Origin of the sequence: Flavobacterium segetis, assembly GCF_900129575.1 — a bacterium.
GTDB lineage: Bacteria > Bacteroidota > Bacteroidia > Flavobacteriales > Flavobacteriaceae > Flavobacterium > Flavobacterium segetis.
This window is the reverse complement of the sequence record NZ_FQWE01000004.1, coordinates 311,306-337,309: the sequence shown is the minus strand read 5'-3', so window position 1 is coordinate 337,309 and position 26,004 is coordinate 311,306. Positions and strand designations below refer to the sequence as shown.

Annotated in this window: 23 protein-coding genes and 2 tRNA genes; 13 read left to right on the top strand and 12 right to left on the bottom strand. The window is 31.8% G+C overall.

The features are described from left to right. Positions 1-16 precede the first annotated feature (16 nt). The 9 genes from BUA99_RS07860 to BUA99_RS07820 form a co-directional block, all read right to left on the bottom strand. Positions 17-1,405 (bottom strand): TolC family protein, encoded by a 1,389-nt coding sequence (locus BUA99_RS07860; protein ID WP_072990477.1) that lies wholly within the window; start codon positions 1,403-1,405, stop codon positions 17-19. Further along, positions 1,405-2,751 carry an HlyD family secretion protein gene (locus BUA99_RS07855; RefSeq protein ID WP_072990475.1) on the bottom strand — a complete coding sequence of 449 codons (1,347 nt, stop codon included), beginning with the start codon at positions 2,749-2,751 and terminating at the stop codon, positions 1,405-1,407. The genes BUA99_RS07860 and BUA99_RS07855 overlap by 1 nt, the downstream gene beginning before the upstream one ends. Positions 2,752-2,753: 2 nt before the next feature. Further along, complete coding sequence (locus BUA99_RS07850) at positions 2,754-4,415, bottom strand: peptidase domain-containing ABC transporter (RefSeq protein ID WP_072990472.1); 1,662 nt, start codon at positions 4,413-4,415, stop codon at positions 2,754-2,756. Between the two features lie 12 nt (positions 4,416-4,427). Beyond that, a complete protein-coding gene (locus BUA99_RS07845) occupies positions 4,428-5,108 on the bottom strand; it encodes a TetR/AcrR family transcriptional regulator (RefSeq protein WP_072990471.1) in 681 nt (226 codons plus the stop codon). Between the two features lie 55 nt (positions 5,109-5,163). Then, positions 5,164-5,343, bottom strand: coding sequence for a leucine-rich repeat domain-containing protein (locus BUA99_RS07840; RefSeq protein WP_072990469.1), 180 nt, complete (start codon positions 5,341-5,343; stop codon positions 5,164-5,166). Next, a complete protein-coding gene (locus BUA99_RS07835; RefSeq protein ID WP_072990466.1) occupies positions 5,315-5,797 on the bottom strand; it encodes a leucine-rich repeat domain-containing protein in 483 nt (160 codons plus the stop codon). Before BUA99_RS07835 ends, BUA99_RS07840 begins: the two co-directional genes overlap by 29 nt. A gap of 132 nt (positions 5,798-5,929) precedes the next feature. Further along, positions 5,930-7,447, bottom strand: coding sequence for a 2,3-bisphosphoglycerate-independent phosphoglycerate mutase (gene gpmI, locus BUA99_RS07830; protein ID WP_072990464.1), 1,518 nt, complete (start codon positions 7,445-7,447; stop codon positions 5,930-5,932). A 140-nt stretch (positions 7,448-7,587) separates the two neighbouring features. After that, positions 7,588-10,005 (bottom strand): DUF5916 domain-containing protein, encoded by a 2,418-nt coding sequence (locus BUA99_RS07825; RefSeq protein WP_072990461.1) that lies wholly within the window; start codon positions 10,003-10,005, stop codon positions 7,588-7,590. A gap of 151 nt (positions 10,006-10,156) precedes the next feature. After that, positions 10,157-12,550 carry a DUF5916 domain-containing protein gene (locus tag BUA99_RS07820; RefSeq protein WP_072990459.1) on the bottom strand — a complete coding sequence of 798 codons (2,394 nt, stop codon included), beginning with the start codon at positions 12,548-12,550 and terminating at the stop codon, positions 10,157-10,159. A gap of 187 nt (positions 12,551-12,737) precedes the next feature. Between BUA99_RS07820 and BUA99_RS07815 the strand changes: the two genes are divergently transcribed. Next, a complete protein-coding gene (locus BUA99_RS07815; protein ID WP_072990456.1) occupies positions 12,738-13,460 on the top strand; it encodes a murein L,D-transpeptidase catalytic domain-containing protein in 723 nt (240 codons plus the stop codon). 24 nt (positions 13,461-13,484) lie between these two features. On the opposite strand, the gene BUA99_RS07810 is transcribed toward BUA99_RS07815, so the two are convergent. Then, positions 13,485-13,934, bottom strand: a complete 450-nt coding sequence (locus BUA99_RS07810) for a GNAT family N-acetyltransferase (RefSeq protein WP_072990453.1) — start codon at positions 13,932-13,934, stop codon at positions 13,485-13,487. 170 nt (positions 13,935-14,104) lie between these two features. Here BUA99_RS07810 and BUA99_RS07805 point away from each other — a divergent pair. Both BUA99_RS07805 and BUA99_RS07800 read left to right on the top strand, forming a co-directional pair. After that, a tRNA-Gly gene (locus BUA99_RS07805) sits at positions 14,105-14,177 on the top strand. Between the two features lie 42 nt (positions 14,178-14,219). Next, a tRNA-Gly gene (locus BUA99_RS07800) sits at positions 14,220-14,292 on the top strand. A gap of 256 nt (positions 14,293-14,548) precedes the next feature. Here the strand turns inward: BUA99_RS07800 and pepE are convergent. Then, entirely contained in the window at positions 14,549-15,256 is a 708-nt protein-coding gene (gene pepE / locus BUA99_RS07795; protein WP_072990450.1) for a dipeptidase PepE, read from the bottom strand. A gap of 142 nt (positions 15,257-15,398) precedes the next feature. Between pepE and BUA99_RS07790 the strand changes: the two genes are divergently transcribed. The 8 genes from BUA99_RS07790 (at position 15,399) to BUA99_RS07755 (ending at position 22,684) form a co-directional block, all read left to right on the top strand. Then, entirely contained in the window at positions 15,399-16,154 is a 756-nt protein-coding gene (locus BUA99_RS07790; RefSeq protein WP_072990447.1) for a peptidase associated/transthyretin-like domain-containing protein, read from the top strand. A 52-nt stretch (positions 16,155-16,206) separates the two neighbouring features. Then, positions 16,207-16,872 carry a hypothetical protein gene (locus tag BUA99_RS07785; RefSeq protein ID WP_234972928.1) on the top strand — a complete coding sequence of 222 codons (666 nt, stop codon included), beginning with the start codon at positions 16,207-16,209 and terminating at the stop codon, positions 16,870-16,872. 377 nt (positions 16,873-17,249) lie between these two features. Further along, positions 17,250-18,008 carry a hypothetical protein gene (locus BUA99_RS07780; RefSeq protein ID WP_072990441.1) on the top strand — a complete coding sequence of 253 codons (759 nt, stop codon included), beginning with the start codon at positions 17,250-17,252 and terminating at the stop codon, positions 18,006-18,008. 13 nt (positions 18,009-18,021) lie between these two features. Beyond that, entirely contained in the window at positions 18,022-18,774 is a 753-nt protein-coding gene (locus BUA99_RS07775; protein WP_072990439.1) for a BamP family beta-barrel-assembly machinery protein, read from the top strand. Further along, complete coding sequence (locus BUA99_RS07770) at positions 18,771-19,274, top strand: DUF6702 family protein (RefSeq protein WP_072990436.1); 504 nt, start codon at positions 18,771-18,773, stop codon at positions 19,272-19,274. Before BUA99_RS07775 ends, BUA99_RS07770 begins: the two co-directional genes overlap by 4 nt. Before the next feature lie 61 nt (positions 19,275-19,335). Then, the gene (locus tag BUA99_RS07765) at positions 19,336-21,576 is read left to right on the top strand and encodes a M1 family metallopeptidase (RefSeq protein WP_072990433.1); all 2,241 of its coding nucleotides are present in this window, start codon (positions 19,336-19,338) and stop codon (positions 21,574-21,576) included. Positions 21,577-21,686: 110 nt separating this feature from the next. Then, positions 21,687-22,088, top strand: a complete 402-nt coding sequence (locus BUA99_RS07760; protein ID WP_072990431.1) for a Sec-independent protein translocase subunit TatA/TatB — start codon at positions 21,687-21,689, stop codon at positions 22,086-22,088. Then, positions 22,088-22,684, top strand: a complete 597-nt coding sequence (locus BUA99_RS07755) for a phosphatase PAP2 family protein (protein ID WP_072990428.1) — start codon at positions 22,088-22,090, stop codon at positions 22,682-22,684. The genes BUA99_RS07760 and BUA99_RS07755 overlap by 1 nt, the downstream gene beginning before the upstream one ends. On the opposite strand, the gene BUA99_RS07750 is transcribed toward BUA99_RS07755, so the two are convergent. Next, positions 22,661-23,302, bottom strand: coding sequence for an O-methyltransferase (locus BUA99_RS07750; protein WP_072990425.1), 642 nt, complete (start codon positions 23,300-23,302; stop codon positions 22,661-22,663). The two genes, BUA99_RS07755 and BUA99_RS07750, sit on opposite strands and share 24 nt — an antisense overlap. Before the next feature lie 475 nt (positions 23,303-23,777). Here BUA99_RS07750 and rlmN point away from each other — a divergent pair, with 475 nt between their 5' ends. Together rlmN and BUA99_RS07740 are read left to right on the top strand one after the other, a co-directional pair. Further along, a complete protein-coding gene (rlmN, locus tag BUA99_RS07745; RefSeq protein WP_072990422.1) occupies positions 23,778-24,821 on the top strand; it encodes a dual-specificity RNA methyltransferase RlmN in 1,044 nt (347 codons plus the stop codon). 76 nt (positions 24,822-24,897) lie between these two features. After that, positions 24,898-25,875 carry a polyprenyl synthetase family protein gene (locus BUA99_RS07740; protein WP_072990419.1) on the top strand — a complete coding sequence of 326 codons (978 nt, stop codon included), beginning with the start codon at positions 24,898-24,900 and terminating at the stop codon, positions 25,873-25,875. Positions 25,876-26,004: the final 129 nt, after the last annotated feature.

Here is a 26,004-nt window from a genome sequence, read left to right as displayed (position 1 = left end):
ACAATTTTATAATTATTTAATCAGGATTGGCCATTATTTTAAAAAGTTCAGAATTGGAAACATAAAATCTATTTTCTATAGCGATTTTTGAAAGTTGTGCGCTCACTACATTATTCTCTCTCGTATTGATAAGAAATAGGGAGCTTTCACCAAATGAAAATAGTCGTTCCTCTGAATTTAGCATGATTAAATTAGCTTGAACGATTTCTTTGATAAGTACCTGCTGTTTTGCAAGTGAGGTTATCTCTATTTTTTGAGCATTGATTTTGTTAGTTAGTTGAACAGTTTCAATGTCAAGAGCAAATTCAGTTTCTTGCACCTTAAACTTGGTCAATTTTAAACTCCCACGTTCCTTTCTAAGAAACAGCGGAAAGTAAAAGTCGACACCAATTTTATAATCTTGAAATCGATAATTATCAATGTAAGATGGCTCTGAGATGTATGAATAACCAACATTCAATCTTGGTAAAAGCATATTCGCTTTTAATTTTTTTTCTACATTTAAAATATTGATCTTGCTTTGGAGCGCACTAATTTTAGGATGATTAATAATAGAAAAATCTGCGTTTAAAAGATCGTTGGTTCTTAAACTTTCTTGAATTGTTACTTCCAATTGTATTTCTGGAATTAAATCATCGGCTAGTTCAAGCGGAATATTATTCTCTAACCAAAGAAAATTAGCAAGTTCCAATTTGGCTTTTGCCAACTTCAAGCTAGAATCCTCTAAGTTTAAAACTCTATTTTTGACAATTATTCCTGCCTCAACGCTATCAATTGCTGGTTTATCTCCTTCTTTTATAAGTGATTTAATCCCTTTAAATCTTATTTGTGCGTTGCGATTATATTCCTCATACAATTGCACTTCACTAAAATTTTTTTTCCAGTTGAAATAAGCTAACGAGGCATCATACAATATCAAGATTGCCTGTAACTTTCTTTCTGCTTTACTCAGCTGTATTTGTATTTTTGCTTGTCTTACATCAGCCATTCTTTGATTGATGAATAGTCCTTGACCAATTGGAACAGTTACTCCTAAAGACGTTAAGCCTTGATTAGGCAATGTGTTTTCGGGATTCAAGAAAACACCTTCACTGTTGTCAAATCCAGCTTTTATTTCAATTCCATACCAAGTAGGGATTTTAAAGCTACTGTTTAAAATAGAAGAATATTCCTTATCCTTAAATTGTTTTTTATTGAAATCTACTTCAATTTTAGGATCAAATCCACCTCGCGCCATCATTAAATTTGCTTGTGCTCTACTTATTTCTAAGTTAGCAGTTTTAACAAGTGGATGGTATTTTTTTACATAACCTAAAAATTCATTATAGGTAAGTTCTTTTACTGATTTATCCTGCGCATTGGCTGTTATTACTAAAAAGAAAAGTAATAGAAATAATTTTTTCATTACTTTTTATCTGTTTTAGATTGCATATTCGATTTGTAATAATTTGGTGGAAAGCCATTTAAGGTTCGCCACATCTCAAACCATACCGGAACGTTCTCTAATAATGCTATTGTTTGCGCTCCGGCGCCTATACTTAATTGACTTGGCCACTTCGCTTCATCTTTATCGGGTGCTATTAAAACTCTGTATTTTCCGTTATCACTAATAAAATTTTCTATTGCTACAATTTCACCGCCAAAAGTTCCGTATGAAATATCTGGCCATCCCGAAAAAATTATTGTAGGCCATCCATCAAACCATACTCGAACTTTTTCTCCTTTATGAATTAGTGGAAGATCAATAGGATTTACAAAAGTTTCAACTGCAATATCATATTTAGACGGCATTATTGTTGCAATTGGCGTACCTTCTTTTATTGTTTCACCTATTCCTGACTGAAGTGCTCTATTGACATAACCATCTTGTGATGCTTTGATGTAATACATGCCATTTCTGATACTGTAATTCGCATACTGATTTTTTAATTTATTTACTTGTGCATCTGTGTCAAACTGATTGCTTAATGCAGTGAATTTATCGCTATTTGCCTTGGAAGATTTTTCAGCATATTCAGCTTTTATTCTTCCTATTTCCACTTTGGAGTTGACAAGCTCGTTTTTAGTAGTTAAAAATTTATTTTCTTGTGTAATAATTTTAGCTTCAACCTCTTGTAATTTTAACCTTTTTTCCTCAATATCAGTAAGTGGTTTTAAGCCTTCTTTGTTCAATTCTACAGAACGATTGTACTGCGTATTTGCAATTCTTAATTGTGTCCGTACAGCAACTAAATCCATACTATCACTTTTTATTTTCAAGTAGGATTGTTTGATCTTGTTTTGAGCCTGTTCTAACTTCAAGACTTTTTCTTGTTCAATTGCATCAATTTGGGTTACTAGTGTTTCTACCTTCGATTCATAGGATTCTAGGGACTGTTGTTTTGCATCCATTTGGTTTTTGGTATTCTGTACTAAATTAGGATCCATATAATCCTCTTTAATTTCAGATATAAAAACTATGGTATCTCCTTTTTTTACAAAGTCACCTTCTTGCACATACCATTTTTCAAGTCTGCCGGAAATTACACTCTGAATCGACAGCGGCCGTTGATTAGGTTTTAGCGTAGTAACTGATCCAATTCCTGCGATATTTTGAGTCCAAGGCAAAAAAAGTGCAAAGAAAGCTGCTATTGAAACAATAGCAATAATTTTATTTAAAATTTTATAATGTGGCCTGTTTGCCAAATTTTTAACTGTATCGTATTTATTGAGTGATAATATATTTATTTTGTTGTCGGATATATTTAGCATAACTAATTATTTTTCATGTCTAATTGAATAGTACCGTTGTTCATTACAATTGTACGTGTAGATTTAGTTTTCCAATAAGGATTTTTTGAAGAAACAATAATTGTCCATTTATGTTTATCCAATGTTATAAAATCAATAATTTCATTAGCCACTTTTTCATCCATCACATCAGTTGGATCCTCATAGAAAAGTATCCTTGGCTTATGAATAATGCTTCTTGCAAGTAATAATTTTTGTGCATTGGAAGAAGATAATTGTTTACCTTCAGGAAATATATGAGTATCTATACCTTTAGGTAAAGATTTAATAAATGGTAGAAGCTGCACCCCTTCGATTGCCCATTTTAAATCTTCAGAAGTAATCGAGTCATCATTAAACGTGATGTTGTGAAGTAAAGTACCTTCAAATGGAGTCTCGCCGTCAATAATGCTTCCAATCTGCAAACGATACTGTCTTAAATTTATTTTTTTAAATGTATTATCGTTGATATAGAAGTAACCAGAAATTGGTTGTAACAAACCAGATAAAATTCTAATAAGCGTTGTTTTTCCTGAACCATTCGCACCTTCAATTACTATTTTTTCGCCTTGTTCTATTTTTAATGAAATTTCAGATAAAACATCTTTAGTTGAATCAGGGAATTTAAATGATAATCCTTCTGTTTCTAATGAGATATTTGTAAAGCAAGTGTCAGTTGTAATTGTTTCTGTTAATTCTAGCTCTAAATCAGTTACTTGTCCTATTTTTTCAATAGAAGTTAGAACATCATATAAGGTTTCCAAACCAATAATGATTTTTTCAACTGATGTGATTACTAATAAAATGATTATTTCGGCTGCTACAAATTGCCCAATATTCATTCGTTGCGTAAGGAGTAAATAACCTCCCATTGAAAGTAATCCGCCAGTTACAATCATTTTAAAAATAATTAGTTGCGTGAATTGTCTTTTTATGACGCTGAAATGTTTTTCACGATAGCCTAAATATTTAGCTACTAAATCATTATTTTTTTGTAAACTATAATTATAATTTAAGTCACTTTTAAAACTGAAGCTATTGCGAGCGATCTCTTGAAGCCAATTGGCAACTTTATACTTAAATTTTGATTCTTTCAAACTTGTTTCTACCCCTGAAGCGTATGAAAACGTAAATATAAAATAAAGAAGAAAAAATAGTAATACGCCAAATATTATAAAAAAGGGATGATAGAATGATAACAAAATCAATCCAAAAAATATTTGTAAGAGTGCGGCCGAAAAATCAATAAGTAATTTAGAAGTTCCTTTTTGAATTGACATTGTATCAAAAAACCGATTGGCAAGTTCTGGTGGGTAGGAGTTATAGAACATTTCTGTTTTTATCTTAGGTAGCCTAGCTGCGAAGTCAAAAGAGGATCGTACAAATATTTTTTGCTGTAAATTTTCGGTTATTCGGAGCTGCATGAGCGATAAAACTCCCACTAATGCAACTCCAGAGACGACTAAGACAATTAATACAATCCAAGACGCGCTAACTCTTCCTGATTGAATGAGATTTGTAATTGCTTGAATTCCTAAGGGTAATGATAAGCTAACTAAGCCTGCAAAGGTGGCGTAAAAAATAATTTGATATACATCTTTCTTGTCTAGTTCTAGTAATTTGTAAAATCGTTTTAAGGGAGTCATAAAGAAAATTTATTATTTATATTGTTTTAAAACATTTTCAACAAGGCTAATGTAAAAATGTGTAGGAGTTACAGTTTCATTACAATCTGTGATAGTTTGTAAATGTTCTGCAAGGTAATGCTGATGTAAACTGCCTTCGACAATTGTAGATGCTAATGATTTTGCAAATGGATACTTAGGATTTACTTCATTAATTATATTTACTATTCTATTAATTACTCTTTTATAAATCAGGAAATAGCCTTCCTTATTTTCTTTATCTACTTCTTTAGTATGCAGTGTTTTAGTAAACTCGGCGATTATTATTTTATTCATAATAGCTTCGTTAATATGTTCCGTATTTTGATCATCAATGATTTTTTCAGTGATGACTTTTATGGCATTCATAAGTCTTTCTTTTGGATCAGAAATATTTGTTGTTGCAAACACCATTTTATATTCCATCCAGCACCAGTACCAGGAGGATAAATAAACCAGTAATTTATGTTTGCTTTCAAAATAACGATATATGGAACTTTCATTTGATCCAATTTTTTCTCCTAATTTCTTAAATGTAAAATTCTCAAAACCAATTTCATCAATTAATAAAATACTATACTTTAATATTTTTTTGCCTAGAGCTGATGTTTCAGGATCTTTAATATAGATTTTTTCGTTGACTTTAATTTTTAAATTAGATAAGATGGTATTCATTTCAATAATTTTTGATTCCTATTTTTTAACTACTCGAACTAATATTTCTAGGGATTTAGAAATTAATTATAAAACCAAAATTCAATTGTCTTACATCTTGTAATTCAGGTTTTATTCGGTTTGATCTCAAATCAAGATATTTCAACTCTTTCAAAGGTTTAATTTGTGGTACTGCTTCTAGTTCATTATTGGCTAAAAATAATTTTTCAAGATTTTTTAAAAAAAAGTATTTCATCTGGAATTAATTTTAATCCATCATTTTCTAAATGTAAAGATTTTAAATTGGGTAGTTTAGCAAGAATATTTAGTGTCTTAGGTAAGTTAGCATCTTTTCTGTCATTTAAAAACACCTCTTCAAGTTGCGTTAAATTAGAAAAGTCACTAGGAAGACTTTCAAAAGTATTACCACTTAAATCAATTATTTTTAGAGTTTTTAGTTTAGTTATTGCAGGAGGAATTATATTTAAACCATCATTTCTTAAATTAAGATATTCAATATTTATAAATTTTGACCACTCAATCTCAAGAGCATTTACATCTTGATTGCTTAAATTTAATATATAAACCATTTCTGGTTTTTTCATCGCCTCATTAATGTTTGTAAATTCTTTATTACGAATTGTTTTTGTTTGAGCAAAAATTATATTCGATGCTAAAAATAGGATGGTGAGTAGTAATTTTGTTTGCATTTTATCAACTTTTAAATATTTATCAAAATTAATTGCAAATATAATAGCATTACTATTAAATTAGAATTTTAACTTTTATTTATGAAAAAAGCCATTTTTAGAAATGGCTTTTAATCTAGGTTAAAATGTAATCTACAGCAGGGAATGACTGGTCATCACCTTAGGCTTTTCAACTCCCATTAATTCGAGTATTGTAGGAGCTATGTCCCCAAGAACGCCATCATGAATCTGTTTTAAATCTTTATCCACTAGTATAATTGGAACTGGATTTGTAGTGTGAGCAGTATTTGGACTTCCATCTGGATTAATCATTGTTTCACAGTTTCCATGATCAGCAATAATAATTGTTGTGTAATCATTTTCTAAAGCTGCTTTTATAACCGTTTCAACACATTTATCAACCGCTTCACAAGCTTTTATTGCAGCATTCATTACTCCAGTATGTCCTACCATGTCGCCATTAGCAAAATTTAAACAAACAAAATCAACTTCTTTCTTATTAAGTTCTGGAACTAAGGCTGCTGTTAGTTCAAACGCACTCATTTCAGGTTGCAAGTCATAAGTAGCCACTTTTGGTGAGCTTTTTAGGATACGGCTTTCGCCAATGAAAGGCAATTCACGACCACCCGAAAAGAAAAATGTAACATGCGGATATTTCTCCGTTTCGGCAATGCGAATTTGCTTTTTGTGTGCTTTTTCTAAAACTTCACCTAAAGTTTCAGTGATGTTATCTTTATTATAAACAACTTTTATATTGTGATAGGTTTCGTCATAATTTGTCAATGTTACAAAGTATAATTTTAATTTGTGCATATTCTGTTCATGACAATCTATTTGCGTTAAAACTTCAGTCAATTCTCGTCCACGGTCTGTTCTAAAGTTAAAGAATATAACTACATCATCTTCTTCAATAAGCGCAAGTGGTTTGTCAAAGTCATCAACCAGTATAACGGGATGAATAAACTCATCTGTGACATTGACCTCGTAGCTTTGTTCAATTGAGGCAACTGCATCAGTAGAGTGAGTTCCAATGCCGTTTACTAATAAATCATAGGCAAGTTTTACTCTTTCCCAGCGTCTATCGCGATCCATTGCGTAATATCTTCCTATTACTGAAGCTAGTTTTACACTCGTATTAGCAATATAATTTTGTAGATCTTGAATGTAATGTTTCCCTGATTTAGGATCTACATCTCTACCATCAGTAAAAGCATGGATGTACACTTTTTCTAAACCGTATTGCTGCGCTGCATCTATTAATCCACGTAAATGTGAAGTGTGCGAGTGAACACCTCCATCAGATAAAAGTCCTAAAAAATGGACTTTCTTATTACTAATTTTAGCATAGGTAAAAGCCTCCACTAATACCGGTTCTTTAGCTAATGTATCATTAGCAACAGCCAAATTAATTTTAGCTAAATCTTGATACACAATTCTACCAGCTCCTAGATTCATGTGACCCACTTCGCTATTACCCATTTGACCTATTGGTAAGCCTACGTTCAAACCGTCTGTGCGAAGTTGTGCGCTGGGATATTTTTTATATAAACTATTTATAAAAGGGATATTTGCATTGTCAATTGCAGAAACTTTTGGATCTGGAGATTTACCCCAGCCGTCCAATATCATAAGAATTACTTTTTTATTCATCGCAAATTTATTTTAAGCAAATATAAGCTTTTCTAAAAAACGTTAGTCTTGTGCTATTAACAATTGTCGAATCAGCGATGAACACCAATAAAATTTCGTGAATTTGTTATTGAAGCTTCAAAATATTAATATTATGACAATTAGAATTTATTCTTCACCTGATTGTAATCGATAAAATACCGAACACTAATAGAAAAAACGTGGCTTAGTGCATCATTGTTCAATAAATTAGTAACGTTGTCTCTAAAATCTTTATTGATATTTCTTTCAAATGCGCCTGCATTATTGCGATATAAAATAGAAACTTGACTCCCGGGAGCAAACCACCAGTTATAGGAAACATCAGCGTTCCAAGAATAAAAACTAGAGTTTTTATTAATGTCATATCCTGTAAAATCCGTTAGTCGGCCATTTTCTTGCAGAGCTAATGTGTTTTTATTTTCGGCATAAGACCAGTAATGACGTAAAGAAATATTAAAAGTCATTTGGCTATTAATGGCGTATTTTCCAGAAAGGGAGTTAGAATAGGTAATCACATTTCTATTTGCAAAAAGTAATGAATTTGGAGTACTTGCACTTAAATCATCATCAACACTGTCCATAAATCCTTTATTATTATTTTGTCTTGAAAAGCTAAAATTATAATTTAAACCTATTTTATCGCTAAAACGATATCGAGGACCAACAGAAAAAGCATACGAATTTCTACCAGCTTCATTAAATGCGGTGTATGATGGGTTAAAATCAAGAGCAAATCGATTATTATAATTTGTAGATAAAGATAAAGCACCTCTAATTCTAGTAGGAAGTATTATGAAGCGACCAGCAGTTCTTGGTTCATAATAATCATAGGTTTCCATAGGATTAGCATCAAAGCCTATTCCTAAGAAATGATTTTTTTTATTTTTAATATTAATTTCTGCATTAATATTACTAGACTGAATTTTACCGGTCTCCTTTTGGAACTGAGAATAAGCATTTATTCTTGTATTAAAATTATTAAAATACTTTGTTGGATTCAAAATTCGATAACTGGTATTTCCATAAAAACTGTAATAATTAGTTTCAAAATTTATTCCTAAATCATTATTATCAAAATCTTTAGTGGTGATGTCAGCCCCAACTCCATATCTAAATTTTCCATTTGTTTCTGAAAAATTAAGTTGAGAATTAATTCCTTTTTTATCCTCTAAATTATTTACCACACTGTATTTAAAATCGCCTGCAAGATTATAAGTATTTTTCTTCGTGTTTAAATCCCAAGCTAATGCAGTCACATTTGCATCCCTAAAACTACCATTTCGAGTAACATTAGTATTGATAAGAGCAATTGAAGAATTTTTGCGAAAGCGCTGATCTAATACTAAAACGTTATAATTAGCAAGGGGTTCCACAACTTCCTGACGTACTTCTTGCGTGCTCGTATTTCTAATAATTGCAACCGTTTTCTCTGTAACTGCGTTCAAAACGCCTACTCCCAATCCATCTTTTGTTCGCCCTGAAATTTTTAATGCATTTATTAAATTTACTCCAGCAGGATTATCAATTATTTCTTCATTAGCCGCAACCGAAGGATAATTGCTTGGGTTTCCACCAATTCTTCGTGAGTAAACTAAATTGCCTTTACTAAACAAATCCGTTCCTTCTGTAAAAAAGGGTCTATTTTCATTAAATTGTTGTTCAAATGGACCTAAATTTAAAATTTGATCATCAAATTTAGTCTGACCAAAATCAGGCACAAGGATCATGTCCAGCGTAAACGCATCGTTGATTCCATATTTTAAATCTAATCCGCCTTTCAGCGTTCCAAAAGTTTTTTGCTTAGCATTAGCGTTTATATAAAATGAAGAGTAGGGCAAAAGAAAGAGACGGATAGGAGGTTTAATGTTTTCAATTCCCTCTAAAATTCCCGATTGTTGTGTAAAGGTTCCCAGTTTAGAATCAATGAAATTCCAACTATATTTGAAACGATCTCTCCTTATCTCTCTAAAAAAATTAAGTCCCCAAGTTTGTTTATTCTCTGCTGAAAACCGGAGCGCTGCATAAGGAATTCGCATTTCTACAGTCCAACCTTTCTCAGTAATCACCGCTTTGCTTGTCCAAACAGCGTCCCAAGAATAATCTTCTCCATTTGCATCTGTAGTGATACAGTCTGCTTGTCCATCTGCGGCATTTACAAAAAACTGAAAATCTTGTTGTCCATCATTGAAACCATTAATAAAAACACCAAAAAGATCGGCCGTACCAAAATCATCCCTTTGGGTAACTTCTTTTAAAATTTTCTCTGGATTTTCGTCGTTCAATATAGCACCTATGTAAATTGCATCATTGTCATAGAGAACACGAATTTCGGTTTTTCTATTTTCTGGGATTGGTTTTCCATTGTCAGGTTCAAACATTACAAAGTCACTTGCAACAGCTGCTGATTGCCAAATGCCCTCATCTAGCTTACCATTGATTTCTATTTTTTCAGAAATAAATTTTGTTTGAAGTGTTTTTTTTTGGCTGTAGCCAAAGATCGAAAAGAGTAAAAGACAGACTAAAAATTGATTTTTCATGTAACGTTTGATTGATTGATTGATTGATTGATTGATTGATTGATGCTAATTTGTAAAAACGTAATAGCGTCAAAGTAATAAATCACCAATACACTTAAGAGTTTGGTTTAATAGACTCCCTTTTCAAATGATTGTTACAGTTTTTTATAAATTAAAATTTGTTTTTTATTGTATTATAATCAATAAAATAGCGAACACTTATCGATAGCACATTTGTAAGGTCACTATTAAAGATATTTTTGAGATTTCTTGATAAATCTTTTTCAACTTGACTCGTTCTTTCCAATCCATAACTGCGGTATAAAATTGATATTTCGCTTCCGGGCGCAAACCACCAAGAGTAAGATAAATCAAAATTCCAGGAATTGAAATTTCTATCTTTATTTAAATTGTAAGTGTTGTTTGGGATGAGATAACCACCATCCTTCAAAGTTAAAAAATCTTTGTTTTTAGAATATGACCAATAATATCTTGCAGTTAAATTAATTGTCATTTTATTGTTTAAAGAATATTTTCCAACAAGATCATTTTGGAGTATTTCTCGATTGCGCTGTGCAAATATAATATCAGAATTTTCAAAGCCAACCCAGCCGCGATCATTATTCAGTTTTGTGTACTCTGCTGCGTAGGCTAATGAAAATTTATCGTTGAAACGGTATTTTGGACCAAAATAAAAACCATATGTATTCCTCCCTTTTTCATTGAACTTTGTAAATGTAGGTTGGGCAATTATTGTAAAAGCATTATTATCATTGGAAGTGAAATTAACTATTGAAATAACTTTTTCAGGAATAAAAACATATTTACCATATTCTCGAGGTTCATAAAAATCGAATGTTTCAAGTGGTGATAATTCCAGTAGAAGCTCAAGTGTATGATTACCTAATGTAGTCGCTTTTATTTCAGTTCCAAAAGCTCCAGTCTGTAGTTTCTTGGAGGTGTTATCTACTTCAAAATTTACGTATTCATTAATTCTAAAAGTATTGAAAACTTTAGTTGGATTTACTATTCTGTAGCTAGCGTGTGCGTAAGCATTATGATAATTAGAGTAGAAATTTATTCCTAAATCATTTACATCATAATTCTTAGATACATATTTTCCAGAAAATCCATATCGATATTTTCCACTTGTTTTTTCAAGTCCAAGTTCAGTTTTAAAGCCATCGTAATCTTCAATGGTATTAATAGAATTGTATTTAAAATCACCGTACAAATTATAGGTATTCGCTTTTGTGTTTAAATCAAATAATAATGCCGAAACATTTGCATCTCTAAACGCTCCATTTCGGGTGGTATTAGCATTAACAAAAGTAACGGATGAGTTTTGATTGAAACGCTGATCAAGAACAATCATGTTGTAATTAGTCAAAGGTTCAATAACCTCTTTGCGAAACTCTTGCGTATCGTTGTTAAAAATTGTGGCGCGAGTTTTTTCTGTTACCGCATTTAAAAAACCTATTCCTAGGCCTTTTTCAGTTCGACCTGAAATTTTGACAGCATTAAGTAAATTTACGGTGCTTGGATAATTAGTTATCTCTTCCGCATCAGATGTGTTGGGTATAGTAGTTGGTTCGCCACCAATTCTTCTAGAGTATAGTAAATTACCTTTATTGAATAAATCAGTTCCCTCTGTAAAAAACGGTCTGTTTTCTTCGAATTTTTGCTCGAATGGAAGCAAATTTAAAATTGCATTATCAAATTTTGTTTGACCAAAATCAGGAATTAAAATTGCATCTAGTGTAAAAGAGTCATTTATACCGTATTTAATATCTAATCCTGCTTTAAAAGTTCTATCCGAACCAATATCGCTTTGCTGATAATAAGCGGATGTGTAAGGAATAAGAAATAATCGTGTAGGAGTTTGAATGTTTTCAATGCCTTCAAGTATTCCTGCCTGTGGAATAATCGCACCAATCTTAGTATCAACGCGATTCCAAGTGTATTTTTGAACGTCTCGTTTGATTTCACGCATGAAATTTAAACCCCAGACTTGTTTTTCAGCTTTTCCAAATCGCAATGCGGCATAAGGAATCTTCATTTCAACAACCCATCCAAATTCAGTAATTACTACCTCACTATCCCAAATGGCGTCCCAGGTAAAATCTTCAAAATCTTCGGTGGCTAAACAGTCCATTTGTACACCCGCAGCGCTTACAAAAAATCTAAAGTCTTGTTGACCATCATTGAAACCGTTGATATAAACTGAAAAATGATCAGAAACTCCAAATACATCTCTATTTGTAATTTCTTTTTGAATTTTGTCGGGTTCATTATCATATAATAGAGCCGAAATATAAATTGCAGTGTTGTCATAAACTATTTTCACCTCTGTCCTTTTATCTGGACTTATCGGCTTACCATTATCTGGCTCAAACATTATAAATTCAGAGGCAACTGCCGCTGAATTCCAAACTTTTTCATTTATTTTACCATCAACAACAATACTTTCGGTGGTGGATTTTGATACTAATGTTTTTTTTTGACTGAATGAATTAAAACTAAGAAATATTAAAACTAGTAGGGTTTTAAAAGATAATTTCGACATAAAAAGTGGGTGTTTCAAAACAAAAATAACAAAATTAACATAACAATTGCCTTATTATTGATTAATGTGCAAATAAATATTGTTATTTTTCGTTACAATAGAAATAAAATTATGTTAAAGACCTGCATATTTACACTTTTTACTGTACGTTTGTAATCCCTACTAATTTATAACACATACACTTTCAATGGTTTATACAATAATTCCTACTATATTATTTTTCTTCTTTTCTACATTTTCTAATCCTAAAATCACTACTGAAACAAAGATTCCAATTTTGGCTGTTTATGCTAATAATTTGGAAACGAGCATGGAAGCTAGAATTGAAAATGCATATAACAATTTGCATTCTACAAAATTTGAGTTGCCACGTTTAGAGAGTTTTGCTGAGGCATTAAAAGGGTATTATTCATTAAAAGAAAAAGGCCTAATTAAAAAAGAAATTTTGACAATAATAGATTTTAGTTTATCTGCAAACACTAAAAGGCTCTGGGTAATTGATTTATCAACTGGAGATGTTCTATTCAATTCTCTAGTTGCACATGGTAGAAACACAGGAGAAGAATTTGCTTCAAATTTTTCTAATGCATCTGAATCTTACAAAAGTAGTTTAGGATTTTATGCTACGGGAGAAATTTATAACGGAAAACACGGAATGTCTCTTCGTTTAGATGGTCTTGAAAAAGGAGTGAATGATAATGCAAGAGCTCGCGGAGTAGTGATGCACGCTGCTGATTACGTTTCAAATTCATTTATTAAAAATAATCATAGATTAGGAAGGAGTCAAGGCTGTCCTGCCGTTCCAGTTGAACTTTCGAAAGATATTATCACAACCATAAAAGATAAATCTTGCTTCTTCATCTACCATCCTTCAAGAGTTTCTAAATTTGGTAATCAGTCTATTACTTAATTTCTATTTTAATCGTTCTATCTTTTACAGTAATGTTTTACAATATTTGTACATAACTGTGTGTTCTCCCACGTCCTTAATTTCAAAGGGTTTTCCTGTGGTTTTGAATCCCATTTTTTCATAAAACTCAATTGCTTCTTTACGAGCGTTGAACCAAATCAAGTCTGTGTTTTGCTCCTTGCAATATTTCTCGGCATTTAAAATTAATTTGGCTCCGAACCCTTTCTTTTGATAGTCTTGCAAAACCGCCATACCTCTAATTTGGAATTGCTTTTGATTTGGAAATAAATTATTTTTCGTTTTAAATAACGATATCACTCCTGTTATACTATCAAGAATAAATAATCCATAATGAACTGTAGATTTTAAATTATCTCCGTCAAAATGACAACTTTCAATTGATTTGCCACTTCTAAGTACGGGATGTCGGACAGGAAAAGTCTCTAATGCCGTTATTTTTTTTATTGTTTGCATAATTTTTAAACTTTTTTATGTCGGATTTAAAGTCATAATAATTTAATTTTAAATTCTTTAGCAATTTAATTGCACTAATTACTATATTTCATCAAACGTTGTTTAAGAGTTTTTAAGAAAAAAACTTGCATTCAAGCAAACTTATTAATTATATTTGCACCGTTGTTAATGCGAAAGTAGCTCAGTTGGTAGAGCTCCAGCCTTCCAAGCTGGTTGTCGCGAGTTCGAGCCTCGTCTTTCGCTCTAAGTTTCATTTTAAAAGAAACTTCAGTTTTTTGTTGTCATGCGAAAGTAGCTCAGTTGGTAGAGCTCCAGCCTTCCAAGCTGGTTGTCGCGAGTTCGAGCCTCGTCTTTCGCTCTAAAACCTCAAACACAGTTTGAGGTTTTTTGTTTTTTGACACCTTCGATTTTCTTGTTTTTGCGCAACATAATTTAACCTAATTGTAATAAATTGAATTAATTTTCTTTAACTAAATAAGGCAAAATTTCCTAGATAATCGAAATTAAAGTCAGTAATTTTAAATAACACTTCTTATTAAGTTTTACTTGTTTTTACAGTTAATTATCCTGCGATTCACAGTGCATTATTATAAATTTCAAGTCTTATTCATAGATTACTTTATGAAACTCAAATCAGTTCCAGTTTCCAATTCTTCTGGAGTTTGATTTTGTTTAAAAAGTCTCGCTGTAAATTCTCCCTTTAAAATAATTTTATCTCCTTTTACATCCAGCCAGCTTCCTTCTCTCAAACCTAGAACAGGTGCTGAATTGTATGCATGAAATTCTTTGATACGTGTTTCTCGTGTTTCACCCATGTGCTTTGATGATGTGTCAGGATCTAAATAATGTGCATTCAAATTAAATGAGATTACGCCTAAAGTTTGAAAACTAGATGGGTAAACTATTGGCATATCATTAGTAGTTTGCATCGTGAGACCGCATATTACACTTCCGGCACTTGTTCCTAAATACGGCGTTCCATTTTTAATGGTTTCTGCGAGAACATTCATTAAATTATTTTTATGCAATTGTGACACGAGTACAAAGGTGTTCCCACCACCAGTAAATATGCCAGACGCGTTTCTTATGGCTTCTGTAGCATCGTCAAATTCATGAAGGCCTACTACTTTTTTATTAATTTTGGCGAAAGCCAATTGCACCATATCGGTATATCCTTGATGAGAAATCCCGCTTGGTCTTGCATAAGGAATAAAAAGAATGGTTTCACAGTTTTGAAAATGCAGTTCTAAAGTTGGTAACAAATAATCCAGATATTTTTGACCTGAAAGTGTTGAAGTGCTTGCTATAATTATGTTTTTCATTAGGATTAAAATTTATGCTAAAGGTATCGATTCGTATAATTTATTTCAAATATTTAATTAACATTTTTTTACCAAGGCATTAGTAATTTATTTGGAGGGCATTTGGATACTTTTACCAGGTAGTAATATTCTCTTTTCTAAAATGACAAGACTTTTCTCTTTGTTTTTACTTGTGTATGCGATGCAAGTGTCAGCGCAAGATTTACCTCGTGATCAATTGAGCGGTAAAGTAGTTGCTGATTTTACAGGTTTAGATACAGTCTATATTCTTAACGAAAGAACTAAAGCAGTTTCTACTGCTAATATGATGGGATATTTTAATATCCTAGCGAAAGAATATGATATTTTAGTATTTTCTGGTTTCCAAATTATAGAAACTAAAATAATAGTCACCAAGAAAGACTTAGAACAACAAAATTTAGTAGTGCAATTAAAGCAAGAAATTAATCAATTAGATGAGGTAATTGTAAACGGAGGTATTAATGCAGTTTCATTAGGAATTATTCCGAAAGGTCAAAAAAGTTACACCGCAGCAGAACGAAAATTGTATACGGCTACAGATCTTAATGCTTCCGCAAATGTGGGGACAATGATGGGCGGATCAGCTTCTCTTGATCCGCTTATGAACTGGATATCAGGGCGAACAAAAATGCTAAAAAAAGATCTTGAGGTCGAAAAAAAGGAAGGATATTTAAAAAAAATAGAAAATATATTTCCTTTAGAATATATTACGACTAAGTTACAAATTCCTGTCATATATGTTAAAGGCTTTAAGTATTTTATTGTAGAAAACAAAGAATTTATAAAAATTTTAGAGTCAAATAATACTGCTTTAGCTACCTTTTTTATCGGTGATTTAGCAATTCAATACAGAGAAATAATTGCAAGCGAAAATTAAAAATACAATACAAGTTCTTTTTCTTCTTCTAATCCAAATTACATTTGGACAAATGGAACATTCATTAGAAATCAAGGGTCAAATTATCGCTGATTCTGTTGCGGTAGATGGTGTTTCAATACTAAATGTTGATTCTCAAAAAACAGTATTTTCAACTGGGGACGGCTCTTTTATTATCGCAGTAAAATTAGGCGACGTGCTTTTATTTTCTGCTTTAAATTTAGAAACAGTCAGGCGAAAAATTGATGAAAAAGACTTAAAATCAGGATATATAAAAGTTGCAGTATTAGCAAAAAGTATTCTATTAAAAGAAGTAATTGTCAATGAATCGTCAATTTCAGCTGAAAGTTTAGGAATTATTCCATACGGTCAAAAAAAATACTCGCCAGCAGAACGTCGACTGTATACAGCTACTTCAGGCGGAGGAATCGATGGACTTTTAAACACGATTTCTGGACGTAAAGCAATGATAAAAAAGGAAATAATTGTTGAGAAAAAAGAACAGTTATTAGCAAAAATAGACATGCTTTTTGAAGATAGTTATTATATTGAGACTTTAAAAATACCTGAACTTTATATCAAGGGATTTCAATATTACTGTATTGAAGATGCAGCTATGGCTAACGCGCTGCGGATAAAGAACAAATCAATGGCGTTGTTTTTAATAGTTAAATTAGCTGAAAAATATAACGAAATAGTCACACTTGAAAGTAAATAGAATTTTCTCATGTATTTTAATACTTGAGATTTAGGTATGATTCAAAAAGATTCATAAAATCGTAAAATTAGGTAACTAATTGCAGCCAAAAGGGCAATTGGATGTGCTTAATATTATGATTACTAGTAAAAATCCAGCGCTATAAAAAGCAATATAAACAGAGAAGGATTTAGTATTAATTAAGAAATCAGGAAAAATTTTTTCTGATGAATACTACACAAACACTTCAAAAATTTCTTTTGATTATATCAAAGGTTTCTACTATTATTTGGTAGGAGATACTGATTTTGTCAAAGCAATAAATGCAAATGCTAAATGGGTGGCAATGTTCCTAATTATAAAACTTTCTAATCCTTAGAACAAAGTAATAAACTGCAGTGAGACGTAAAAGTTTGATTATTTTCTTATTTTTAATATTTCAAAATATATCTGGACAAACCATTGTTAATAAACCTTTACGAGTAAAAATTACAATCGATTCTAGTAGTGCTTATGGAATTAATGTAGTAAATTTAAACAATAAAGAAACTACCGTAACAAATAGTAATGGAGAGTTTTCCATCTTAGCTAAAGCAAATGATGTTTTGATGTTTTCAGCATTAAATCTTGAAACATATAAAAGAATAGTTGGACGTGACGATATACAAATTGGGGTTTTAGCAATTACAATGCATCCCGGAGTAATAAAACTAGAGGAAGTCGTTGTAAATAGTAAAAGTTTGAATGTTCTTTCGCTTGGTATTGTAACAAAAGCTCCGGTCACTTATACAACGGCAGAACGCCGCCTGCAAACTGCTGGAGACTTCAAGCCAGTCATGTTGCTCAATTTATTAGGTGGTTCCATGCCACTTGACCCATTGATTAATAAAATAAATGGTAGAACAAAAAGGTTGAAAAAAATAGTTACTGTAGAAAAGAAGGAATCTAATATTAAATTTATATCTAAATTGTATGATGATGAATACTTTATAAGAAATCTAAAAATACCAAGTGAAAACATAGCTAGTTTTAAATATTATATAGTTGAAAATGAAAATTTTAAAAAGGTTTTGGATACTAAAAATATGACACAAATATCTTTTTATATGGGCGCTTTAGCGGAAGAATTCAAAACTTTACTTACTAACAATAATTAACAAATTACATCTTATGAAAACTAAATATATAATAGTTAGCTTTATATTATTTTGCCAAATTTCCTTCGCGCAAAACGAAAACCGAAAATCGTTACATGGTCAATTTACTAATGAAGCAGCGCTAGTGGACAACGGCTACGTTTTTAATTTGAATTCAAAAACGCGGACTTTTATAAGTAATCAAGGATTCTTTGATATTTTGGCTCAAGCCAATGATACGCTGTTAGTTCTTAGTTCAGCTTTTAGGTCAAAGAAAATGATAATTCAGCAAAAAGATTTCATGAAACCATTATACCTGGTTAATCTTGAGTCTCAGACTACCCTACTTAAGGAAGTTGTCGTAAAAGGAAAAATGGATATTAAACCTGCATTACCTAGTTCACAATCAATGGTGGACTTAAAATTTACTGATGACGCAAAATCTACACCTATAAATAGGACCATGCCATCAAATGGAACTATAGAGAACGGAATGGATTTTGTTCGAATTTTTAAGATGGTGTCTAAAGTGTTTAAAAAAGACTCAGAAAAAGTAAATTTGAATGAAAAAGTTGATTTCTCCGATGCTGTTGCAAATGGGTTGGATCGCTATTTTTTTACTAATACTTTAAATTTAAAAACAGAAGAAATAGGTCTATTTCTTGATTATTGTGAAACTGATCCTAAATCAAAAACTCTTTTGAAAGAGGAGGATGAATTTATGTTGATTGATTTTTTAATTACTAAGAACGAAGAGTTTAAAAGAATTACTACTTTTGAAAAATGAAAAAAACCCTTTTAATTACTTTTTTTGGTTTACTTTTTTTTACCGTATCTTCATTTAGCATACATAAATTTTATGTTTCACTATACCAAGTAAATTACGCTGCCGAAAAAAAAATGCTCCAAATCACAGCTCGGATATTTGTAGATGACTTGGAATCCGCACTAAGTAAAAAATATCAAAAGAAAATCAATTTAGGTTCACAGAAAGAAACAGAACAAGACATGATTTTTTTTAAGAAGTATATGAATGAGAAGTTTGTCATTAAAGTTAATGGTCAATCTAAAATTATAAATTTTTTAAGTAAAGAAATGGATGGCGACGTTCTTATTTGCTATTTCAATGTGAAAGATATTCCTAAAATTAACTCTCTTGAAGTTTTTAATGCTGTAATCACGGAGGGGAACTCTGAACAGCAAAATATCATGCATTTTTCTATTTTAGGAGTCAAAAACACACTACTTTTTACTGAATCTTCATCTACAGGTGTAATAAATCACTAATAAATTTGAAATATTTCATAAATAATCTTATTTTCACAGCTTTAAAACCAGAATCCAACCTATGAAAAAATTATCTTTTCTATTATTCCTGCCAGCTTTTTTATTCGCGCAGGAAAAAGCAACAACAGCTCCTAAGCAAACCGGAAGGTATGACACGAATAAGTTTAGTCAAATGTATGACTTATTGGCAACACCTAATATGTTTCGGACTGCTTCAGGCGCGCCAGGACCAGCTTATTATCAACAACAAGCAGATTATAAAATCGATATTGAGCTTGATGATAAAAAGTCTGCAATAAAAGGTTCAGAGATTATAACTTATCACAACAATTCTCCGGATACTTTAGAGTATCTGTGGGTACAATTAGATCAAAATCAAGCGGCTAAAACGTCTCAAACTCCATTGGTAGAAAGTCAAAGAATGGAGCAGGTATTTCCAGCAGTTAACTTTGCTAATAAATTTTTAAAACAAGATTTAGAGAGAGGCTTTAATATTGAATCAGTTAAAGACAGTAAAGGCAATCCTTTATCCTATACCATAAATGAGACAATGATGCGTATTAATCTTGTAACACCTATGAAGCCAGGGGAGAAATATTCTTTTGGTATCAAATGGAATTATAATGTTAATAATTATCGCGTAGAGGGAGGACGTTCAGGATACGAGCTATTTGAAAAAGATGGTAATAAGTTATATGTAATTGCGCAGTTTTATCCTAGAATGGCGGTTTATAATGATGTGGAAGGCTGGCAAAATATGCAGTTTTGGGGAACGGGAGAATTTACATTGCCTTTTGGGAATTTTGATGTAAATATAACTGTTCCAGCAGATCACGTGATGGAGGCAACAGGCGATTTGACAAATAGGAGCGAAGTGTTTACAGCAGAACAAGTAAAAAGGTATGAACTTGCACTAAAAACCTATGATAAGCCAGTCGTTATTGTAACGCAAGCCGAGGCAGAAGCAGCCGAAAAAGGATTCTCTGATAAAAAGAAAACATGGAAATTTAGTGCAAAGAACGTACGTGATTTTGGAATATCCACATCAAGAAAATTTATTCTTGATATGATGGCTGTTAAATTAAATGATAAGTCAGTAATGGCAGTGTCTATTTATCCAAAAGAGGCAAATCCTTTTTGGGGAGAAACAGCAACCCGTACAGTTGCGCATACTTTAAAAAGTTACTCCGCACATACATTTGATTATCCTTATCCAAAAGCAGTTTCTGTATCTGCAGAAGATCAAGGAATGGAATATCCTATGATTTGTTGGAATTATGGTCGTCCTGATGAAAAAGGAGTAGTGAGTGAACGAATTAAAAACGGAATGATTGGCGTTACCATTCACGAAGTGGGTCACAATTTCTTTCCGATGATTGTAAACTCTGACGAGCGTCAGTGGTCGTGGATGGACGAAGGTTTAAATACTTTTATGCAGTACATGGCTGAGCAAGAGATGGGGACTAATTTCCCTTCTAGTCGTGGTCCAGCGAGCAAAATTGTTCCTTACATGAGCGGTGATCAGAAATTCTTAGAGCCAATAATGTCAAATTCAGAAACGATAGTTCAATTTGGTGCTAATGCTTATGGCAAGCCAGCAACGGGATTAAATATTCTTAGGGAAACTATAATGGGCAGAGAGTTATTCGATCATGCTTTTAAAATATATGCAAATCGATGGAAATTTAAGCACCCTACTCCTGAAGATTTTTTTAGAACCATGGAAGATGCTTCAGCAGTAGATCTAGATTGGTTTTTTAGAGGATGGTTTTATTCTACTGATTTTGTCGATATTGGAATAAAAGAAGTAAAACAATATTATGTGTCAGAGACAGCAACTAAAGAATTAAAGGACGCGGTTGTAAGAAGAGGTCGTTTTGGTGAAGAGAAAGGGCCATTTGTATATTTAGTTCCAAGTACTAGCGAAGAATTATCAGCAAAAAGTAAAAAAGCATTAATGCTTAGTGATGTTGATTTATTAGCAGATTATGTTAACACTAAATTAAGTGCTGATGAAAAATCAAATTTGAAATCCCCAAAATATTTTTATGAAGTAGAATTCAATAAGCCTGGAGGAATGTTAATGCCTATTATTGTTGAATTAACGTATGAAGATGACTCGAAAGAGTTGTTTAAATATCCCGCACAAATCTGGAGAAAAAATAATGATACTGCGAAGAAAATTTATGCTACTGAAAAAGCAATTAAAAAAATTCAGTTAGATCCAAAACTTGAAACTGCTGATATTGATGTTTCCAATAACACTTGGCCAAAAGAAGAAGTAAAATCGAAATTTGACTAATAAAATTTTAACTTAGAAAAAGACTCTGCAAGGAGTCTTTTTTTTTATGAAATAATTAAAAGTCAAATATTCAAAATATGGTATCTTTGTAACAATAAAAAACAAAATATATGTTTGGTATAGGTGGAGGCGAATTAATTTTCATCATGTTTATAGTTTTAATGCTTTTTGGATCCGATAAAGTTCCGGAGATTGCTCGAACAATGGGGAAAGCAATGGCGCAATTGAAAAACGCTACAAATGATATTAAAAGTGAAATTCAAAAGGGAGCTGAGACAAATGGATTTGATTCAAAATCTTTAGGTGATTTGAGAGTTAATCTCACATCAGAAATTGATAAAGTCAAAAATAATTTGTTAGGCGAGACTGCGCAGTATAACGATTTAGCAGGAAATATCACTACAGAAATTAACAAAGCAAAAGATAATATGATTGATGATATTAGTGCACCCTTAAATTCTACTAAAGAAGTGCTAGAAGATATTTCAGGGCCAGTAAAACGTCAAATGTAATGCTTGAAAAACTACTGACTTTAGACACTGATTTATTTGTTTTTCTTAATGGTTTAGGTTCTTCCACTTATGATGCTCTTTGGTTATTAATTACCAGGCAAAGTAACTGGATTCCGCTGTTTTTATTACTATTGTATGTTATTTTCAAGAAATTAGGAGGAAAACAAACACTCTATTTGCTTTTCTTTGTAGCGGTACTTGTTACCTTTACAGATCAAATGACTAATCTTTTTAAGAATGGTTTTGAAAGGTTGCGCCCTTGCAACAATCCAGAAATTAATTCTTTTATTCGAGTTGTTCAAGTGAGAAATTCATTCAGTTTTTTCTCAGGACATGCGTCAAATTCAATGGCCGTAGCAACGCTAATTTACTTTACACTTAGATCTTACTTTAAATATTTTTCACTATTGTTTTTATGGCCCTTTATCTTTGCCTATAGCAGAATTTATTTAGGATTGCATTACCCAATTGATATTCTTACCGGTTATTTATTTGGATTTGTTTTTGGGTTTTTGATGTTTAAAATTTATAAAATAGCGCAACAACGATATTTCCCGCTTCCTTCGAAATATTTACAGCACGCGACTAACAGTTAATCCGTCTCGAATAGGTAATAAAACAGTTTCGACTCTGGAGTCATTTGCAAGAAGTGTATTGTATTCTAATAAGATTTTTGTACTTATATCTTTAGGGTTTAAAGTTTCAAGTACTTTTCCGCTCCAGAGAACATTATCTGATAAAATAATTCCGCCTTTATTCATTTTTGGCAAAATCAGTTCAAAATAGTTGAGGTAATTTTCTTTATCTGCGTCGATGAATACTAAGTCAAATTTTAAATCGATTGTTGGAATTATTGCAACCGCCTCTCCTAAATATTGATGTATCTGTATTCCCCACGAAGATTTATCAAAATGCTTTCGTTGAAAATCTACTAATTCTTCTTTAATGTCGATAGTATGTAATGTGCCGTTTTCTTGCATTCCTTCACATAAACATAAAGCGGAGTATCCAGTAAAAGTACCAATTTCTAATATGTGTAGCGGACGAATCAATTTAGATAGCATACTCAAAACACGTCCTTGAAAATGTCCACTTAACATTCTAGGAAGTAAGATTTTTTGATAAGTTTCTTTATTTAGAGCTGCCAATAAAGCAGGTTCTTTTTGAGAATATTGTTCAATATAGTCTTCTAATTCTTGGGAAATAAAGTGCATTATTTTAGTTTAAAAGTATTCAAATCTCGGTAATTATTTTAAAATCGCAACAAATATATAGTTTCATTTTCAATATTTTAATAAATGGTGATATGTTTTATAATCTGATTCGGAAATTATTTTGTTATTTTTCAATAATAAATTAACGGAGCATTCAACTTTGCTTTTAAAATTTAGTACTTCTGTTTCTGACCATCGATTTTCTAAATATTCAATTTTGTTTCAACATTGAGCTTTGGAAATTAAAGTCCATTAAGCCGTCTTTTTTAAATATTTCGAATGTCTTTTTTTGTTTCTTTCATCACAACATCATGTGATTAAATTTTCTTTTCCTTGCCAGAGTACTTCGCTTAAGACTTCATATTTATTTCAACTCAACGAATTGTTAGGCAAGTCATCCTAACACTCTTCAGTTAAATAATTAGCAAAAACAGAAAAATCAAGTATTATTCAAAATTGTAATTAACTTTGCACCATGGAAATTGATAAAAAAGACATCCGCGCTTTATCTAAAGAACAATTACGAGATTTTTTTATAGTGAATGGAGAGAAAGCCTTCCGTGGCAATCAAGTTTATGAATGGTTATGGAGCAAAGGAGCGCATAGTTTTGAGGATATGACTAATATTTCAAAAGAAACTAGAAATAGGCTTGAAACTCATTTTGTTATCAACCATATCAAAGTAGACACAATGCAACGCAGTGAAGACGGAACCGTGAAAAATGCTGTTCGTTTGCATGATGGTTTAGTTGTTGAAAGTGTTTTGATTCCTACAAATACCAGAACAACAGCATGTGTTTCTAGCCAAGTAGGTTGTAGTTTAGATTGCAGTTTTTGTGCCACAGCTCGACTGAAAAGAATGCGAAATTTAGAACCTGCTGAAATTTACGACCAAGTTGTTGCTATAGACAAAGAGAGTAGGTTGTACTATAATCATCCACTTTCTAATATTGTTTTCATGGGAATGGGAGAACCTCTAATGAATTATAATAATGTGCTAAAAGCAATAGAAATGATAATTTCGCCAGAGGGCCTTGGGATGTCTCCAAAGCGAATTATGGTTTCAACCTCGGGAGTGCCTAAAATGATTAAAAAATTAGCTGATGATGAGGTAAAGTTTAAATTGGCGGTTTCTTTACACTCCGCCATTGATGAAATTCGTGCTCGGATTATGCCTTTCAGTAGTAACTTTCCTTTGGCTGATTTAAGAGAATCTTTAGAATACTGGTATAAAAAAACCAAAAGTAAAATCTCTTATGAATACGTGGTCTGGAAAGATATCAATGACAATAAAGAATCAATAGACGCGCTTGTCAAATTTTGTAAATATGTTCCATGCAAAGTAAATTTAATTGAATATAATCCTATTGATGACGGCGAATTTCAACAAGCTTCAGATGAATCGATAAATGCGTATATAAAAGCGCTTGAAGCAAGTGGAATTATTGTAAAAGTGCGTAGAAGTCGCGGAAAAGATATTGATGCTGCTTGTGGACAACTAGCTAATAAAGAAATGTAAGTTTAACTTTTTATAAACATTCAAAACAAAATAAGCATTAGTAAGATTGCAAGCTAAAGCTTATCTTTGAATCCGAATGAACATCACTTCTCAAATAAAACAGCCCATCTTAAAAGAAATGGAACTTTTTGAAAAAAAGTTCTACCAATCGATGACTTCACAGGTGGCTTTGTTGAATAGAATTACCTACTATATTGTTAATAGGAAAGGCAAGCAAATGCGTCCTATGTTTGTTTTTTTAACTTCTAAAATGGTTTCTGCTGGAAATGTAAACGAAAGAACGTATCGCGGTGCTTGCGTTATTGAATTAATTCATACGGCAACATTAGTTCACGATGATGTAGTAGATGACAGTAATAGGCGAAGAGGTTTTTTCTCGATTAATGCGCTTTGGAAAAATAAACTCGCTGTACTTGTTGGCGATTATTTGTTATCTAAGGGATTATTACTTTCCATTGATAACGGTGACTTTGATTTACTCCGAATTATCTCTGTTGCTGTACGCGAAATGAGTGAAGGCGAATTACTACAAATTGAAAAAGCTCGAAGATTAGATATCACGGAAGGTATTTATTACGAAATCATTCGAAAAAAGACAGCTACACTTATTGCTGCGTGTTGCGCTCTTGGTGCAAAATCTGTTATTGAAGATGATGTTCAAGTCGAGAATATGAGAAAATTCGGTGAACTCATTGGTATGGCGTTCCAAATCAAAGATGATCTATTTGATTATACAGATGAAGCCATTGGGAAACCGACAGGAATTGACATCAAAGAGCAAAAAATGACTTTGCCACTTATTTATGTTTTGAACATTTGTACTTCAAAAGAAAAAAGCTGGCTGATCAACTCGATCAAAAATCACAATAAAGATAAAAAACGTGTTAAAGAAGTTATTGCTTTTGTAAAAGACAATAATGGTTTGCTTTACGCCGAAGAAAAAATGGTTCAATTTCAGCAAGAGGCACTTTTATTATTAAATTATTATCCAAAATCTGATTTTAAAGAAGCATTAATCTTGATGGTCAATTATGTGATTGAAAGAAAGAAGTAGTGTTCAGTTTTTATTAATAAATGTTCAGCTACGTTTTCTATAACTTCTTTATGTCATTTTTCAATGCTCATCTCGTTTTATCAAAGCTACTCTTTGAGCTTATATTTTATAATTTTATTTAAAGCATCA